The 16,560-nt window shown below is 64.3% G+C and carries 18 protein-coding genes and 1 other RNA gene; 10 read left to right on the top strand and 9 right to left on the bottom strand.

The features are described from left to right. Positions 1-22 precede the first annotated feature (22 nt). Complete coding sequence (locus BUS12_RS36930) at positions 23-637, bottom strand: glutathione S-transferase C-terminal domain-containing protein (protein WP_074302415.1); 615 nt, start codon at positions 635-637, stop codon at positions 23-25. Positions 638-841: 204 nt separating this feature from the next. Here BUS12_RS36930 and BUS12_RS36935 point away from each other — a divergent pair, with 204 nt between their 5' ends. The 5 genes from BUS12_RS36935 (at position 842) to purH (ending at position 6,608) form a co-directional block, all read left to right on the top strand. Then, positions 842-2,254, top strand: coding sequence for an aminopeptidase P N-terminal domain-containing protein (locus BUS12_RS36935; RefSeq protein WP_074302417.1), 1,413 nt, complete (start codon positions 842-844; stop codon positions 2,252-2,254). 24 nt (positions 2,255-2,278) lie between these two features. Further along, positions 2,279-3,511: a UbiH/UbiF/VisC/COQ6 family ubiquinone biosynthesis hydroxylase gene (locus BUS12_RS36940; protein ID WP_074302419.1), complete on the top strand. Its 1,233-nt coding sequence runs from the start codon at positions 2,279-2,281 to the stop codon at positions 3,509-3,511. Positions 3,512-3,689: 178 nt separating this feature from the next. Continuing rightward, entirely contained in the window at positions 3,690-4,754 is a 1,065-nt protein-coding gene (gene dusB, locus BUS12_RS36945; RefSeq protein ID WP_074302421.1) for a tRNA dihydrouridine synthase DusB, read from the top strand. Beyond that, on the top strand, positions 4,751-4,984 hold the full coding sequence (locus BUS12_RS36950; RefSeq protein ID WP_007180440.1) for a Fis family transcriptional regulator: 234 nt from the start codon (positions 4,751-4,753) through the stop codon (positions 4,982-4,984). Before dusB ends, BUS12_RS36950 begins: the two co-directional genes overlap by 4 nt. 58 nt (positions 4,985-5,042) lie before the next feature. Then, complete coding sequence (gene purH / locus BUS12_RS36955) at positions 5,043-6,608, top strand: bifunctional phosphoribosylaminoimidazolecarboxamide formyltransferase/IMP cyclohydrolase (protein WP_074302422.1); 1,566 nt, start codon at positions 5,043-5,045, stop codon at positions 6,606-6,608. A 157-nt stretch (positions 6,609-6,765) separates the two neighbouring features. On the opposite strand, the gene BUS12_RS36960 is transcribed toward purH, so the two are convergent. Continuing rightward, positions 6,766-7,005, bottom strand: a complete 240-nt coding sequence (locus BUS12_RS36960; protein ID WP_074302424.1) for a hypothetical protein — start codon at positions 7,003-7,005, stop codon at positions 6,766-6,768. 169 nt (positions 7,006-7,174) lie between these two features. Here BUS12_RS36960 and ruvC point away from each other — a divergent pair, with 169 nt between their 5' ends. The 3 genes from ruvC to ruvB all read left to right on the top strand — a co-directional run bounded on the left by ruvC (position 7,175) and on the right by ruvB (position 9,546). Then, positions 7,175-7,717 (top strand): crossover junction endodeoxyribonuclease RuvC, encoded by a 543-nt coding sequence (ruvC, locus tag BUS12_RS36965; protein WP_074302425.1) that lies wholly within the window; start codon positions 7,175-7,177, stop codon positions 7,715-7,717. 67 nt (positions 7,718-7,784) lie between these two features. Further along, positions 7,785-8,366 (top strand): Holliday junction branch migration protein RuvA, encoded by a 582-nt coding sequence (gene ruvA, locus BUS12_RS36970; RefSeq protein WP_074302427.1) that lies wholly within the window; start codon positions 7,785-7,787, stop codon positions 8,364-8,366. A 115-nt stretch (positions 8,367-8,481) separates the two neighbouring features. Then, positions 8,482-9,546: a Holliday junction branch migration DNA helicase RuvB gene (gene ruvB, locus BUS12_RS36975; RefSeq protein WP_074302429.1), complete on the top strand. Its 1,065-nt coding sequence runs from the start codon at positions 8,482-8,484 to the stop codon at positions 9,544-9,546. Positions 9,547-9,644: 98 nt separating this feature from the next. Here the strand turns inward: ruvB and BUS12_RS36980 are convergent, their stop codons facing one another. The 3 genes from BUS12_RS36980 to tyrS form a co-directional block, all read right to left on the bottom strand. Beyond that, positions 9,645-10,316, bottom strand: coding sequence for a histidine phosphatase family protein (locus tag BUS12_RS36980; protein WP_074302431.1), 672 nt, complete (start codon positions 10,314-10,316; stop codon positions 9,645-9,647). A 156-nt stretch (positions 10,317-10,472) separates the two neighbouring features. Next, the gene (gene dtd, locus BUS12_RS36985; protein WP_074302833.1) at positions 10,473-10,931 is read right to left on the bottom strand and encodes a D-aminoacyl-tRNA deacylase; all 459 of its coding nucleotides are present in this window, start codon (positions 10,929-10,931) and stop codon (positions 10,473-10,475) included. A gap of 28 nt (positions 10,932-10,959) precedes the next feature. Further along, positions 10,960-12,207, bottom strand: a complete 1,248-nt coding sequence (gene tyrS / locus BUS12_RS36990; RefSeq protein WP_074302432.1) for a tyrosine--tRNA ligase — start codon at positions 12,205-12,207, stop codon at positions 10,960-10,962. Between the two features lie 130 nt (positions 12,208-12,337). On the opposite strand from tyrS, the gene BUS12_RS36995 reads away from it, so the two are divergent. Next, complete coding sequence (locus BUS12_RS36995) at positions 12,338-13,471, top strand: anhydro-N-acetylmuramic acid kinase (RefSeq protein ID WP_074302434.1); 1,134 nt, start codon at positions 12,338-12,340, stop codon at positions 13,469-13,471. A gap of 101 nt (positions 13,472-13,572) precedes the next feature. Here BUS12_RS36995 and erpA read toward each other — a convergent pair whose 3' ends face one another. From erpA to rplM, 3 genes are all read right to left on the bottom strand, one after another. Beyond that, positions 13,573-13,938, bottom strand: coding sequence for an iron-sulfur cluster insertion protein ErpA (gene erpA / locus BUS12_RS37000; protein WP_074262450.1), 366 nt, complete (start codon positions 13,936-13,938; stop codon positions 13,573-13,575). Between the two features lie 195 nt (positions 13,939-14,133). Next, the gene (gene rpsI / locus BUS12_RS37005; protein WP_074302436.1) at positions 14,134-14,526 is read right to left on the bottom strand and encodes a 30S ribosomal protein S9; all 393 of its coding nucleotides are present in this window, start codon (positions 14,524-14,526) and stop codon (positions 14,134-14,136) included. Positions 14,527-14,537: 11 nt separating this feature from the next. Next, positions 14,538-14,966 (bottom strand): 50S ribosomal protein L13, encoded by a 429-nt coding sequence (rplM, locus tag BUS12_RS37010; protein ID WP_074262452.1) that lies wholly within the window; start codon positions 14,964-14,966, stop codon positions 14,538-14,540. Positions 14,967-15,567: 601 nt separating this feature from the next. Here rplM and BUS12_RS37015 point away from each other — a divergent pair. Beyond that, complete coding sequence (locus BUS12_RS37015) at positions 15,568-15,990, top strand: OsmC family protein (protein ID WP_074302834.1); 423 nt, start codon at positions 15,568-15,570, stop codon at positions 15,988-15,990. A gap of 146 nt (positions 15,991-16,136) precedes the next feature. Here the strand turns inward: BUS12_RS37015 and rnpB are convergent. Beyond that, positions 16,137-16,548: RNase P RNA component class A (rnpB, locus tag BUS12_RS37020), an RNA gene on the bottom strand. Positions 16,549-16,560: the final 12 nt, after the last annotated feature.

Below are 16,560 nucleotides of genomic sequence, written 5' to 3' on the forward strand. Positions count from 1 at the left end.
GGTCCACCGCTCAGCCTGCCGCTCAGTCCGCCGGGAAAGTATCGATGAACGGCTGCCGCTGCGACAGCTTCTGGAAGTGCTTGTCGAGATTCGGATACGACTCGCGCCAGTTCAGACCCGGCGTGCGGAAATCCAGGTAGCCGAGCGCGCAGCCCAGGGCGATATCCGCGAGCGTGTAGCGATTGCCCGCGCACCACGGTTTGCCGCCGAGCCCCTGCGACATTGCCACGAGGCCATCGTCGATCTTGCGTTGCTGGCGCGCCAGCCAGCCGTCCGAGCGCTGTTCGGCCGGGCGCAGCATGCCTTCCAGGCGGATCAGCACCGCCGCATCCAGAACCCCGTCGGCGAGCGCTTCCCAGCAGCGCACCTCGACGCGCTCGCGCCCCGACGGCGGAATCAGCTTGCCGACCGGCGACAGCGTATCGACGTATTCGCAGATGACACGCGAGTCGAACACCGCCTCGCCGTCCTCCATCACGAGACACGGCACCTTGCCGAGCGGGTTGAAGGTATGGATGGTGGTGTCCGGCGCCCAGACGTTTTCGAGCACCAGCTTGTAGTCGATCCTCTTCTCGGCAAAGACGATCCGCGCCTTGCGGACAAACGGACTGCCGAGCGAACCGATGAGTTTCATCATCACATCTGCCTTTTCTGCTTCTGGAATTGGGCGGAAGTATACGTTGGTTGACGGCCCTCCTGAGTGCCGCGCCCCATCTTCCGGAACAACGCCCACCGGAGCTGTGGACGGATTGCAACATTGCAGCTTCCTGCGCCGCCCGTCCACCTGGCCGGATGGCCAGGGCGCCGAATCCGGATGCCGATTGGGCGCTACAATTGCGCCATGAACCAGCCGAACGAACCCACTCTCGCCATCGACGTTTACCGCAAGCGCCGCGAGCGCGTGCTAGCTGCGCTGCGCGCGGCAGGCGGCGGCGTCGCCATCGTCCCCACCGCGCCCGAAGTGGTGCGCAACCGGGACGCCGACTATCCCTACCGGCACGACAGCTACTTCTACTACCTGACGGGCTTTACCGAGCCCCAAGGGCTGCTCGTGCTGGACGCCAGCGCGGGCGAGAACGGCCCGGCGTCGATCCTGTTCTGCCGCGCCAAGAATGCCGAGCGCGAGATCTGGGACGGCTTCCGCTTCGGTCCCGAGGCCGCCCGCGAGGCGTTCGGCTTCGACGCGGCGTTTGCGGTCGAGGAGATCGAGAGCCAGATGCCGCTCATCCTCGCGGACAAGCCGGCGCTGCACTACGCGCTCGGCAGCTCGGCCCAGCTCGACGAACAGGTGCGCCGCTGGCTCGACGCGGTGCGCGCCAAGGGCCGCAGCGGCGTCGCCGCGCCGGCCGCCGCGCACGACCTCCTGCCGCTCCTCGACGAGATGCGTCTCTTCAAGGACAGCCACGAACTGGCCATCATGCGCCGCGCCGGCGAGATCTCGGCGCTCGCGCATCGTCACGCCATGGCCGCGTCCCGCGCCGGCGTGCGCGAGTACGAACTCGAGGCCGAGCTGCTGTACACGTTCCGCAAATACGGCGCGCAAGGGCCGGCGTACGGCTCGATCGTCGCCGCCGGCGCCAATGCCTGCGTGCTGCATTACGCGGCGGGCAACACCATCGCACAAGACGGCGACCTGATCCTGATCGACGCCGCCTGCGAACTCGACGGCTACGCGTCGGACATCACCCGCACGTTCCCGGCGAACGGCCGCTTTACGCCGGCGCAACGCGAGCTGTACGACATCGTGCTCGCCTCGCAGGAAGCCGCGGTTGCCGCCACCCGCCCAGGCGCCCATTTCGACGACCCGCATAACGCGGCCTTGCGCGTGCTGTCGCAGGGGCTGCTCGACACGGGCATCATCGAGCGGGGGCTTTTCTCCTCGGTCGACGACGTGATCGAGGAACGCGCCTATGCGCCGTTCTACATGCACCGCACCAGCCACTGGATCGGCATGGACGTGCACGACTGCGGCGACTACCGGGAGCGCGGTGCGCCGCGCGATGCACAAGGCGCACTGCCTTCGCGCATCCTGAAGCCGTCGATGGCGCTGACGATCGAACCGGGGCTCTACATCCGCCCGGCAGAAAACGTCCCTGAGCAGTACTGGAACATCGGCATCCGCATCGAGGACGACGCGGTCGTCACACCGGACGGTTGCGAGCTGCTCACGCGCGACGTGCCGGTCAAGGCCGACGAAATCGAAGCGCTGATGCAGGAAGCGCAGGCTGCGGCCGGCGCTGCGCGGCAGGCGTGATCAGACCGAAGCGATAGATAGCCCATGAACGACGTTTCTCAACCGGCCGGTGTGCCGCAGCCAGGCTCACCTGATACGCCCGAGGTGCCGTTCGACTTCGACGTGGCGATTGTCGGCGCCGGGCCGGTCGGGCTGGCGCTGGCCGGTTGGCTCGCGCGCCGCAGCGCGACCCAGGCGCTGTCGATTGCGCTGATCGACGCGCGCAAGCCTGAAGACGCGCTCGGCGATCCGCGGGCGATTGCCGTCTCGCAAGGCAGCCGCATGATTCTGGAGCCGCTGCGCTGGCCGGCGGACGCCACGGCGATTCACCGCATCCACGTGTCGCAGCGCGGGCACTTCGGCCGCACGCTGATCGATCACACCGAGCACGGCCTGCCCGCGCTCGGCTATGTGCTGCGCTACGGTTCGATCGTGCAGGCGCTCGCCGAGGCCGTACGGCCGACCGCCGTGCACTGGCTGCAGTCCACCTCGGCGCAAGCGCCGGTTCAGGAACACGACGGCGTGACGTTGCCGGTCGAATCCGCGCAAGGCCCGCGCAACCTGCGCACGCGTATTCTGGTGAACGCCGAAGGCGGCTTGTTCCAGGAGCAGCAGAAGAAAAGCGGCAGCGCCGGCGGCACGCGGGATTATGGGCAAACCGCCCTGGTCGGCACGGTCAGCGTGGCGGCGCCGCGTCCGCATGTCGCGTGGGAACGTTTCACGGACCAAGGGCCGATTGCGCTCTTGCCCACGGGCGGCGCGCGTGACGCCGACTACGCGCTGGTCTGGTGCTGCTCGCCGGACGAAGCGGCACGCCGGGCTCAACTACCGGACGACGCGTTCCTGCGCGAACTCGGTACGGCTTTTGGCGACCGGATGGGCCGCTTCACGCAGATCAAGGGCCGCGCGGCGTTCCCGCTCGGCCTTAACGCGCTCGATACGCTCGTCAAGGGACGGGTCGTCGCAATCGGCAATGCGGCGCAGACATTGCATCCGGTGGCGGGCCAAGGGTTGAATCTGGGACTGCGCGACGCGCATGCGCTCGCCGACGCGCTCTCGCAGCACGGCGCGACGCCGCTCGCGCTGGCCGCGTTCGCACAGCGCCGTTCGCTCGACCGGCGCCTGACGATCCGCTCAACCGACACGCTCGCCCGTCTCTTCACGGTGGACTTCCCCGCGCTCGCTGCGCTGCGCGGACTCGCGCTGACCGCGCTCGAATTCGTGCCGCCGGTCAAAACCGCGCTGGCCCGGCAGATGATGTTCGGGCAACGTCGCTAGCTCTTCGGGTCATTCGCGTTCCGCGGCTCTATGAACCCGTGCACTTTCATAGAAGATTTAATGGGTTACGACAGCCTCAAGTCGGGTGTCGCGATTCCGTTAACGCTAAAATAGCGGTTTTCCCTCGTATTTCGCACCCGCCCCCATCACGCTGATGTCCGGCGGTTGCGTCCCTGCCATGCCCACTCTCGGCTCCCACAATCTGCGCAACAACCTGTTCGTCGCCCCCATGGCGGGCGTGACCGACCGGCCGTTCCGCCAGCTCTGCAAGCGGCTGGGCGCGGGCTATGCCGTGTCGGAAATGGTCGCGTCGAACGCGCAGTTGTGGAAAAGCGAGAAGACCATGCGCCGCGCCAATCACGCGGGCGAGGTCGAGCCGATTGCCGTGCAGATCGCCGGCGCCGATCCGGCCATGATGGCCGAGGCGGCCCGCTACAACGTCGCCAACGGCGCGCAGATCATCGACATCAACATGGGCTGTCCCGCCAAGAAGGTGTGCAATGTGGCCGCCGGCTCCGCGCTGCTGCAGAACGAGCCGCTGGTGCAGCGAATCGTCGAGGCGGTGGTGGGCGCAGTGGGCGTGGGGCCGGATGCGGTGCCCGTCACGCTGAAAATCCGCACCGGCTGGAACCGCGACAACAAGAACGCGCTGAGCGTCGCGCATCTGGCCGAAGACGCCGGCATTTCGATGCTCACGGTGCACGGCCGCACCCGCGCCGACCTGTATCACGGCGACGCCGAATACGAAACCATCGCCGCGGTGAAGGCCGCGGTGCGCATCCCGGTAGTCGCCAACGGCGACATCACCACGCCGCAGAAGGCCCGCGAGGTGCTCGCCGCTACCGGCGCCGACGCCATCATGATCGGCCGCGCGGCGCAGGGCCGCCCGTGGCTGTTCCGCGAGATCGAGCATTTCCTGCAAACCGGCGAGCTGTTGCCGCCGCCGCGCATCGACGAGATCCAGCAGGTGATGAACGAGCATCTCGAAGATCACTACGCGTTCTATGGCGAATTTACGGGCGTGCGCACTGCGCGCAAGCACATCGGCTGGTACACTCGCGGCCTTTCTGGCGCCAATGTGTTCCGGCACCGCATGAATACGCTGGACACGACGCGCGAACAACTTCTCGCCGTCAACGAGTTCTTCGACGCCCAAAAGGCGCTCTCCGACCGCCTCGTCTACGTGGAAGAGGATGTCAACCCGAACGGCGAGCCGGACCACTCCGACCGACTAGCAGCATGAGCAAGAACAATATCGAACAATCCGTCCGCGACAGCCTGGGCATGTACTTCCAGGACCTCGACGGCTCCAATCCGCATGACGTCTACGACATGGTTATTTCGTGTGTCGAAAAGCCGTTGCTCGAGGTGGTGCTCGAGCAGGCCGGCGGCAATCAGTCGCTGGCCGCCGAGTATCTCGGCATCAACCGCAATACGCTGCGCAAGAAGCTGCAACAGCACGGTTTGCTGTAGCTCGTTGTAGTTTTTTGGCGCCCCTGCCACGTCCACCTTCGGCTTCTCATTCTTCATCATGATCAAGCAAGCGCTCATCTCCGTTTCCGACAAGTCCGGCATCGTCGATTTCGCCAAATCGCTGTCGGACCTCGGCGTCAAGATCCTGTCCACCGGCGGCACCGCGAAACTGCTCGCGGACGCGGGCCTCGCCGTCACTGAAGTGGCCGACTACACCGGCTTCCCGGAAATGCTCGACGGGCGCGTGAAAACGCTGCATCCGAAAGTGCACGGCGGCATCCTCGCGCGCCGCGACCTGCCGGAGCACATGGCAGCGCTTGAGAAGCACGATATTCCGACCATCGACCTGCTGGTCGTGAATCTGTACCCGTTCGTGCAGACGGTAGCGAAGGAAGAGTGCTCGCTGGAAGACGCGATCGAGAACATCGACATCGGCGGTCCGACCATGCTGCGCTCCGCGGCGAAGAATCATCGCGACGTAACGGTGGTAGTCGACCCTGTGGACTACGCGGTCGTGCTCGAAGAAATGCGCGCGAACAGCAACGCTGTGTCGTACAAGACGAACTTCCGTCTGGCCACCAAGGTGTTCGCGCACACCGCGCAGTACGACGGTGCGATCACGAACTACCTGACGAGCCTGACCGAAGAACTGCAGCATGCGTCGCGCAACACCTACCCTGCTACGTTCAATCTGGCCTTCGACAAGGTGCAGGACCTGCGCTACGGCGAAAACCCGCACCAGAGCGCCGCGTTCTATCGCGACCTGTCGGTGCCGGCCGGCGCGCTGGCGAACTACGCGCAGTTGCAAGGCAAGGAACTGTCGTACAACAACATCGCCGATTCCGATGCAGCATGGGAATGCGTGAAGACTTTCGACGTGCCGGCCTGTGTCATCGTCAAGCATGCGAATCCGTGCGGCGTGGCGGTGGGCGCCGATGCGCACGAAGCCTACGCCAAGGCGTTGCAAACCGATCCGACCTCGGCGTTCGGCGGCATCATCGCCTTCAACCGCGAAGTGGACGAGGCAGCGGCACAAGCGGTGGCCAAGCAGTTCGTCGAAGTGCTGATTGCGCCTTCGTTCAGCGCGGCAGCACGTCAGGTGTTCGAAGCGAAGAAGAATGTGCGTCTGCTGGAAATCGCGTTGGGCGAAGGCCATAACGCGTTCGACCTGAAGCGCGTGGGCGGCGGCCTGCTGGTGCAGTCGCTCGATTCGCACAACGTGCAGCCGCACGAACTGCGCGTCGTTACGAAGCGTCATCCGACGCCGCAGGAAATGGACGATCTGCTGTTCGCCTGGCGCGTGGCGAAGTATGTGAAGTCGAACGCTATCGTGTTCTGCGGCAACGGCATGACGCTCGGCGTCGGCGCAGGCCAGATGAGCCGCGTGGACTCGGCGCGGATTGCGAGCATCAAGGCGCAGAACGCGGGCTTGACGCTGGCAGGTTCGGCGGTGGCGTCGGACGCGTTCTTCCCGTTCCGCGATGGTCTCGATGTCGTGGTCGCCGCAGGCGCAACCGCCGTGATCCAGCCGGGCGGCTCGATGCGCGACGATGAAGTCGTCGCTGCCGCCGACGAGCACAACATTGCGATGGTGCTGACCGGCGTGCGTCACTTCCGGCATTGATGCCTGCTTGACCCGGCGATGCTGCGTTGTGCGCTGTTGCAAGGCCGGCGCGCCACACCTCCTGGTCGCATGAACCACGCGAAACGAAACGGCCCGGCAGATTTTTCTGCCGGGCCGTTTTGTCTTGTGCGCGCGGCTTCGCTTGCGCGTACGCCGCTCAATCGTCGGGGTCTTTTCTGGCGTAACCAGCGCTCACCTCGTCGTGGGTGCTGATGTATGTGCTCAAACCCAGACCACGCTGAGCCAGTCGGCTCATCTCCGCCACATGATCGGCTCCGGCACTCGCATCTGTGTACCAATAGGTCACACCGGATCTGAAGCGAACCGCAATACAGCCGACGCCGAGCGCGTAAGCCTCGACGCCCGAGTCACCGCTTAGATTTCGATAGCGCTCCATGCCTGCCTCCTCGGCTGTTTCCGGTTGCCCCGACTACTTATGCCTCGCCCTTACTTCGTCCGGCTGCCGCAAGCGTGGCGAAGCTTTATTCGCGGCTCGGCGGCTTGCGCACCCCGCCGCGCGTCCCGTTCGTTGTAGTATCGCAGGCACTTAGTTCGCAGCGCATCTCATGAGAATTCTCGGCATCGACCCCGGCTTGCGTGTGACCGGTTTCGGCGTGATCGACCAGCACGGTCATCAGCTCACCTACGTGGCAAGCGGCACCATCAAGACCGCTGACGCCGACTTGCCGTCGCGCCTCGGCACGATCTTCGAAGGCATCTCCACGCTGATCCGCCAGCACGCCCCCGATCAATCCGCGATCGAAAAGGTGTTCGTCAACGTCAATCCGCAATCTACGCTCCTGCTCGGCCAGGCGCGCGGCGCAGCGATCTGCGGGCTGGTGGCGGGCGGCGTGCCGGTAGCCGAATACACCGCGCTGCAACTGAAGCAGGCCGTGGTGGGCTACGGCCGCGCGACCAAGGAGCAGATGCAGCAGATGGTGGTGCGTCTGCTGAACCTCGCCGGCGTGCCCGGCACCGACGCCGCCGATGCCCTCGGCATGGCGATCTGCCATGCCCACAGCGGCAGCACGCTCAGCACGCTGGGCGGCATCGCACCCTCGCTCGCCAAGAAGGGCCTGCGGGTGCGCCGCGGGCGGCTGGTGGGCTAACGCCTGCCGCGTCCGGGCGCCCCCGCGCTGCGCTACACTCGCCCTTTCTCTCACGATTGAACCCGCCATGATCGGTCGCATTGCCGGCGTCCTGCTGGAAAAAAATCCGCCCCACCTGCTCGTCGATTGCAACGGCGTGGGCTACGAGGTCGACGTGCCGATGAGCACGTTCTACAACCTGCCCTCGACCGGCGAACGGGTGGTCCTGCTCACCCAGTTGATCGTGCGGGAAGACGCGCATCTGCTGTTCGGCTTCGGCACCGCCGAAGAGCGCGCCACCTTCCGCGAACTGCTGAAGATCAGCGGCATCGGCGCGCGCATGGCGCTCGGCGTGCTCTCCGGCATGAGCGTGCACGAACTGGCGCAGACCGTCACGATGCAGGACGCGGCGCGCCTGACGCGCGTGCCGGGCATCGGCAAGAAAACGGCGGAACGCCTGCTTCTCGAACTGAAGGGCAAGATCGGCGCCGACCTGGGCGCGATGGCGGGCGCGGTGTCGGCATCCGACCACGCCTCCGATATCCTGAACGCACTGCTCGCATTGGGTTACTCCGAAAAAGAAGCCTTGGCCGCCGTCAAGAACGTGCCGGCGGGCACGGGGGTGTCCGAAGGCATCAAGCTCGCACTGAAGGCGCTTTCGAAGGCCTGATGGAAAGCGAGGCGCCGGGCGTGCTGTGGGGTAAAGCTTCGCACGCCGCGCGCCAAAGCGCACCCTGGCCGTTCGGCCAGCTTCGGCGGCGAGCGCCGCGCGGTACAATGCAACCATGATCGAAACCGACAAACTCGCCGCTGAGCGCATCATCGCTGCCACGCCCGTATCGCCGAACGAAGAAGCGTTCGAGCGGGCGTTGCGCCCGCGTCAGCTCGACGAGTACGTCGGGCAGGAAAAGGTGCGCGGCCAGCTCGAAATCTTCATCGAGGCCGCCAAGCGCCGCTCCGAATCGCTTGACCACGTGCTGCTGTTCGGGCCGCCGGGTCTCGGCAAGACCACGCTCGCGCACATCATCGCGCGGGAAATGGGTGTCAATCTGCGGCAAACGTCCGGCCCGGTACTCGAGCGCGCCGGCGACCTCGCCGCGCTGCTGACGAACCTCGAAAAAAACGACGTGCTGTTCATCGACGAAATCCATCGGCTCTCGCCGGTCGTCGAGGAAATCCTGTATCCGGCGCTCGAGGATTATCAGATCGACATCATGATCGGCGAAGGGCCCGCGGCGCGCAGCGTCAAGCTCGATCTGCAGCCGTTCACGCTGGTCGGCGCCACCACCCGCGCCGGCATGCTGACCAATCCGCTGCGCGACCGCTTCGGCATCGTCTCGCGGCTCGAGTTCTACAACGCCGAAGAGCTGGCCCGTATCGTCACGCGGTCGGCGTCGCTGCTTCACGCGCAGATCCACCCGGACGGCGCGTTCGAAATCGCCAAGCGCGCCCGCGGCACGCCGCGGATCGCCAACCGGCTGCTGCGTCGCGTGCGCGACTTCGCCGAGGTCAAGGCGGACGGCAACATCACCGCGAAAGTGGCCGACGCCGCACTCAGAATGCTGGATGTCGACCCGGTCGGCTTCGACCTGATGGACCGCAAGCTGCTCGAGGCGATCCTGCACAAGTTCGACGGCGGCCCGGTCGGCGTCGACAACCTGGCTGCGGCTATCGGCGAAGAGCGCGACACCATCGAAGATGTGCTCGAACCGTATCTGATCCAGCAAGGTTTTCTGCAACGCACGCCGCGTGGCCGCGTCGCTACCCTGCTGACCTATCGGCACTTCGGTCTTGCCGCGCCGGACTCGACCAGTCCGGTACGCGACCTGTGGGATTCGGGCGCGACCTGAGTCTCTGCGCGTCGCGCGCTGCATCGGCAGAATCAGCGGAATCGGCAAAACCCGCGGGCCCGTTCAATGGGCGCAGCGCGCGCCCACACCCGTCACACTCAGAGACCGGGCTTGACGATCTTGCGCAGCGTGTCGTCCTCGCTCGGCGCATCCAGATGCGAGACATCCGCCCACGATTTCACCGTTGCCTTGCCGCCGTCGAACTCGACCACATTGACGCTCGTATTGAGCAGCGCATAGTCGCGCGGCACTTCTAGCGACAGGTCGCGTGCGAAGCGGTAGACACAATCCAGCACGCCGCCATGCGCGACGCACGCAATGCGGCCGCCAGGATGCGCTGCGACGATCGGCTCGATCGCATCCATCACCCGGTGGTAGAAGGCCCGCATCGACTCGCCTTCGGGCGGTGCGAAGCCAGGATCGCGGGTTTGCCAGCGGTCGTATTCGTCGGGATAACGCTCCGCAATCTCATCACGGTCGTAGCCCTGAAACGCGCCGTACGAACGCTCGCGCAAGCCTTCGCGCAGATGCAGCGGCAAACCGAGGACATCGGCGACAGGCTGCGCGGTCTGCTGCGCACGTTGCAGATCGCTCGAGTAGATCGCATCGAGCCGGCCGCCCTGCTGAGCTTCATCCGCGAGACGGCGCGCGAGTCGCTGAGCCTGCTCGAGACCGCTCGTCGCCAGGGGAATGTCGATGTGCCCCTGGATGCGCTTGATGCGGTTCCAGTCGGTCTCGCCGTGCCGGATGAAAAGAATCTGCGTGGACATGAGAAGAGAAGGGGGCGTCGGTAGCCGGTGGTAGCGAAGCGCTATTGTCGCAAATGCGGCGCGGTGCCGGGGACGATGCTGAAGCTGGCCCTGGCTTGCCCTCGCACTTATCCCCTTGGCCCGTGAAGCGCGAACGGCGCGCGCGGCCGCGAAACCCTAGGCGTGCGTCTGCAACCAGAAGGTGACGGGGCCATCGTTGACGAGCGAGACCTGCATATCCGCCCCGAATTCGCCGGTTTCGACAATCGGATGCTTCGCGCGGGCCGCCGCAACGAAGTAGTCGAACAGGCGCTTGCCCTCGTCGGGCGGCGCAGCCGGCGTGAAGCTCGGGCGCAGGCCGCTGTTGGTATCGGCCGCCAGCGTGAACTGCGAGACCAGCAGCAGACCGCCGGAACGCCCTGCCCCGTCGAGGTTTTGCACCGAGAGATTCATCTTGCCGGCGGCGTCGCTGAACACGCGGTAGCCGAGCACCTTCGCCAGCAACCGGTCGGCGGCGGCGTCCGTATCGCCGCGCTCGGCGCACACCAATGCGAGCAGGCCCGCTTCAATGGCGCCCGTGACACGTTCGCCGACGCGCACTTCCGCGCGCCTCACGCGCTGGATCAGCGCGATCACGCGCGGCACTCCGGCATGCGACGCTCCATCACGCCGTCAGCGTCACGCGCGCAAAACGGCGCTTGCCGACCTGCACGACATACTCGCCCGCGTCGACTTTCAGACCCTTGTCCGACACCGTCGCGCCGTCGATCTTCACGCCGCCCTGTTCGATATTGCGCAGCGCTTCGCTAGTCGACGGCACCAGATTCGCCTGCTTCAGCAACTGACCGATTGCGAGCGGCGCACCTGCCAGGGTGACCGAAGGAATATCGTCCGGCACACCACCCTTCGCGCGATAGTTGAAGTCTTCGAGCGCACGTTCCGCATCCGCCTGCGAGTGGAATCGCGCGACGATCTCCTGCCCAAGCAGCACCTTGAAGTCGCGCGGATTGCGGCCCGCTTCGATTTCTTTCCTGAAGCCGGCGATTTCGTCCATCGGGCGGAACGACAGCAGTTCGAAGTAACGCCACATCAGATCGTCGGAGATGCTCATCAGCTTGCCGAACATATCCGTCGGCTTTTCGCTGATGCCGATGTAGTTGTTCTTCGACTTCGACATCTTCTCGACGCCGTCGAGCCCTTCGAGCAGCGGCATGGTCAGGATGCACTGCTGGTCCTGGCCGTACTGCTTCTGCAGTTCGCGGCCCACCAGCAGGTTGAATTTCTGGTCGGTGCCGCCGAGTTCGAGGTCGGCATTGAGCGCGACCGAGTCGTAACCCTGCATCAGCGGGTACAGGAACTCGTGAATCGAGATCGGCAGACCGCCCTGGTAGCGCTTGGTGAAATCCTCGCGCTCGAGAATCCGCGCCACCGTGTAACGCGACGCGAGCTTGATCATGCCGTCGGCGCCGAGCGGCATCGACCATTCGCTGTTGTACCGAATCTCGGTCTTCTCGCGATCCAATACCAGCGCGGCCTGCTCGAAGTAGGTCGTGGCGTTCGATTCGATCTGCTCGCGCGTCAGCGGCGGGCGCGTGGCGTTACGGCCGGACGGGTCGCCGATCAGCGAGGTGAAGTCGCCGATCAGGAAAATCACCGTATGGCCGAGATCCTGCAACTGGCGCATCTTGTTCAGCACGACGGTATGCCCGATGTGGATATCGGGCGCCGTCGGGTCGAGACCGAGCTTGATGCGCAGCGGGACGCCGGTGGCCGCGCTCTTCGCGAGCTTTTGTGCGAATTCCTCTTCGATCAGCAACTCGTCGACACCCCGTTTGGTAACGGCGAGTGCGTGACGGACTTCATCGGTGATCGGAAAGACGGGACTGGGCTTGGACGTGGACTCGGTGCTCATGCTGGAACGTGAGGTCGCAAAAAGTGAGATTGTCCCATAGATGCGTGCCGCCGCGTCCGCGGACGGTGGTGGCAGGCGTCTGATAATCTGCGAAGATGGCTCATCACCAGCGACTGACAGGAGCGGCAACGTGGCGCAAGACAGCACGGCGGACGGCATCTATTTCGGATTGATGTCGGGTACCAGCATGGACGGGGTGGACGGCATCGCCGTCGAATTCGCCAAGGGCAAGCCTCCGGTCGTCCTCGCGGAGGCCTTTGTCGGCTTCGCAGAGGGGCTGCGCGAGGCGCTGTTCGGCCTGCAGCACCCAGGCGAGAACGAGATCGAGCGCGAAGCGCTGGCGGCCAATGCGCTCGCCACGCGCTACACGGTGTGTTGCCACGAACTGCTACGCGCGGGCAATCTGTCCGCCGCCGACGTGCGGGCGATCGGTGTGCATGGCCAGACCGTGCGGCATCGTCCGGAGAAGGGCTACACGCGTCAGATCAACAATCCGGCGCTGCTGGCGGAGATGGCGCACATCGACGTGATCGCGGACTTCCGCAGCCGGGATGTCGCCGCGGGCGGCCAGGGCGCGCCGCTGGTGCCGGCCTTCCATGCGACCGTGTTCGGTGCGCCGGGCGAAACGCGTGTGGTCTGCAACCTAGGCGGCATCAGCAACATCACGATTCTGAACGCCGCGGGCAGCGTGCGCGGCTTCGACTGCGGGCCGGCCAATGCGCTGCTCGACGAGTGGGCGCACCGCCACCTCGGCAAACCTTACGACCAGAACGGGCACTTCGCAGCGGGTGGCCAGGTGCATCGGCCGTTGCTGAATGCGCTGCTGGACGAACCGTTCTTCACGCAACAGCCGCCCAAAAGCACCGGCCGCGACCTGTTCAATCCGGCCTGGCTCGACGAGAAGCTGCAGGCGTTTGCCGGTCTGCCCCCCGCCGACGTGCAGGCGACGCTCGTCGTGCTGACGGCGATCACGGTGGCACGCGAGATCGAGCGACACGCATCGGATGTCCGCGCGGTCTACGTCTGTGGCGGCGGCGCGCGCAATCCGGTGTTGATGAAAGCGATCCAGGCCGCGCTCGAGGACAGTGGCGTGAGCGGCGTTCCGGTGCTGACTACCGAAGCGCTCGGGGTGCCGCCTCACCAGGTCGAGCCGCTGGCGTTCGCTTGGCTGGCGATGCGCTGTGTGGCGCGCGAGCCAGGCAATCTGGCCGCCGTCACAGGCGCCGCGGGCGAACGGGTGCTGGGCGCGATTTATCCGCGCTGAGCGGCGCTAAGCGGCGCTGAAGGCAGCGCAAACGCACCAATAAGAAACGGGGCCAAAGCCCCGTTTCTGCATACTGCCGGTCCAGCCTTCGACCAGATTGCTTAGACCGAGAACGACGAGCCGCAACCACAGGTGGTGGTGGCGTTCGGATTCTTGATCACGAACTGGGCGCCATTGATGTCGTCCTTGTAGTCGATCTCAGCGCCAACCAGGTACTGGTAGCTCATTGAATCGATCAGCAACTGGACGCCGCTCTTGTTCATCACGGTATCGTCTTCGTTGACGGCTTCGTCGAACGTAAAACCGTATTGAAAGCCCGAGCAGCCGCCGCCCTGCACGAATACGCGCAGTTTCAGCTCCGGGTTGCCTTCTTCGTCGATCAGCTGCTTGACCTTGTCAGCCGCTGCGTCGGTAAAAACGAAGGGGCTAGGCATCTCGGTCACGGGGGTGTCGGTGACTGCGTTCATTCGAACTCTCCAAAAAAGCTTCTAACCGCTATTGTAGGGCTGATCTCGATATCGTGCCGAAGCCCACAAAATCAATGGGTTCTCTTCAGGCGCGACCCTACCGCACGGCAGCCCAATATGAAAAAAGCCGCCAACGCGAACGCGCCGGCGGCTTTTGCAGTGGCCTGGCCCGAAAGCCAGAGCACACCGAAGCGATTAACGCTTCGAGAATTGCTTCCTGCGGCGTGCCTTGTGGAAGCCGACCTTCTTACGTTCGACTTCACGTGCATCACGCGTGACGAAGCCAGCCTTCGACAGTTCCGGCTTCAGCGTTGCGTCATAGTCCATCAGCGCGCGGGTGATGCCGTGGCGAACCGCACCGGCTTGACCCGTTTCACCGCCACCCGACACGTTGACCTTGATGTCGAACGTGACGCCGTGGTTCGTGAGTTCCAGCGGCTGACGCACGATCATCAGCGACGTTTCGCGCGAGAAGTACTCAGCGATAGGCTTGCCGTTGACAACGATGTCGCCCTTGCCTGCCTTGATGAACACACGTGCAGTGGCGCTCTTGCGGCGGCCCGTGCCGTAATTCCAGTTACCGATCATGTGGGCTCCCCTTAGATCTCGAGCGCTTTCGGCTGTTGTGCCGAATGCGGATGCGTTGCTTCAGCGTAGACCTTCAGCTTCTTGATCATCGCGTAGCCGAGCGGGCCCTTCGGCAGCATGCCTTTGACCGCCTTCTCAAGCGCACGGCCCGGGAAGCGTTCTTGCATCTTGCCGAACGTCGTTTCATAGATGCCGCCCGGGTAACCCGAGTGGCGATAGTACTTCTTGTCCGTGGACTTGTTGCCCGTGACACGGAGCTTGCCGGCGTTGATAACGATGATGAAATCACCGGTGTCGACGTGCGGAGTGAATTCTGGCTTGTGCTTGCCGCGAAGACGGTGTGCCACTTCGCTGGCGACACGCCCGAGAACCTTATCCGTCGCGTCAATCACGTACCATTCGCGCGTAACCTCATGGGCTTTTGCGGAAAATGTCTTCATGATCGATCCAAAAATAATTGCTGCGCCCTGTGTTTTTTCCTGCTTGTAATGTGCGCATCGAGGCGCGTGCAGGCTCTCCCTGTTCTTCCTCCGCGGGCACGAATGCGGAAAAGCCTTGGATTATAAAGGAAATTCCGGCCTCAAGTCAAAATTTGAGGCAAGCGGCGAGCAGGCGAAAAAAAACCCGAACGAGCGGTTCGGGTTTAATCCACCAAAGGAGGAGGGTGGAGGAGACATGCGGAGGTTGCCGGACTGCGACAACCAATGAAAACGATTATATGAGCCGACCTTGTGCGACGCAAGATTATTTGCATTGCGAAATTCGATTTCATAATGTGACAAACGAGCAAGCGCCAACAAAAGACCATAAAACTGTTTTGTATCAAATACATAAGCACGATCCGGCGCACTTTTCGCGTGTCAAAACTAGAGTAAAACCCCTAACGGCATCAGGGCAATCCCGCACCCTCAAACCATGCCGCACCGCAGCACGCAAGGCGTCAACGAGCATAACGGCGCGCCGGAGTGCCCTCGGGCGAACACTCAGGCGCCGGGCTACAATGGCATTTCGAATACAAGTTATGCGAGCTGGGGTAAAGGCATGGAATGCAAAGTAAGCTGGATGGGGCAAGACGGCATGGCGTTCGCCGCCGAAACCGGTAGCGGCCACCTCGTCACGATGGACGGCGCGCCGGAAGGCGGCGGCCGCAATCTGGCCCCGCGGCCGATGGAAATGGTTCTGCTCGGCACCGGCGGATGCACCGCGTACGACGTGGTGATGATCCTCAAGAAGAGCCGCCAGGAAATCGCCGGCTGCTCGGTGACGCTGAAGGCAGAGCGGGCCAGCGAAGACCCGAAAGTGTTCACCAGGATCCACTTTCATTTCACGGTGACCGGCAAGAACCTGAACCCGGCTACGGTCGAACGCGCCATCAATCTGTCGCACGACAAGTATTGCTCGGCCTCGATCATGATCGCCAAGACCGCCGAACTGACGCACTCGTTCGATATCGTCGCGGGCTGACCGCCGCGGCGTACGGTGGGCCGGATGCAATCAACCAGCGCCCATGACACGGGCAATCCAACGCGCCAATACGCGCGGCGCCCAATAAACGCGGCACCAAAAGGAAATGCCGGCATCCTCACGGACGCCGGCATTTTTCTATTCAGCGGCAAAGCAGGTCGATAAGCCGGATTCTGTGCACGCGCCGCGCCGAAGCGCCGCGCGCGTGGCAGCCATTCCTCTAGGCGCGCCATTGCTGACGCGCTCAAGCTTCCTACCCGCAGACGTGACGGGGGCCCCATCCTGCATCTCGAAGATGCTAGCCTGCCTACTTGGAATTGCTCCGGGTGGAGGTTACCGTGCCGGTCTGCCTCGCAGCAGCCGCGGTGCGCTCTTACCGCACCGTTTCACCCTTACCTGATCCCGGCTTGCGCCGGGCCATCGGCGGTTTGCTTTCTGTTGCCCTGTTCCGCGTGTCACCACGGATGGCCGTTAGCCATCACCCTGCCCTATGGAGTCCGGACTTTCCTCGCCCTCTTTGACCGAAGCCGCAGAGGCCGCGACTGCCTGACCTGCTTTGCTGGCCGGGAT

The sequence above is a fragment of the Paraburkholderia phenazinium genome, assembly GCF_900142845.1.
Taxonomy (GTDB): Bacteria; Pseudomonadota; Gammaproteobacteria; order Burkholderiales; family Burkholderiaceae; genus Paraburkholderia; species Paraburkholderia phenazinium_A.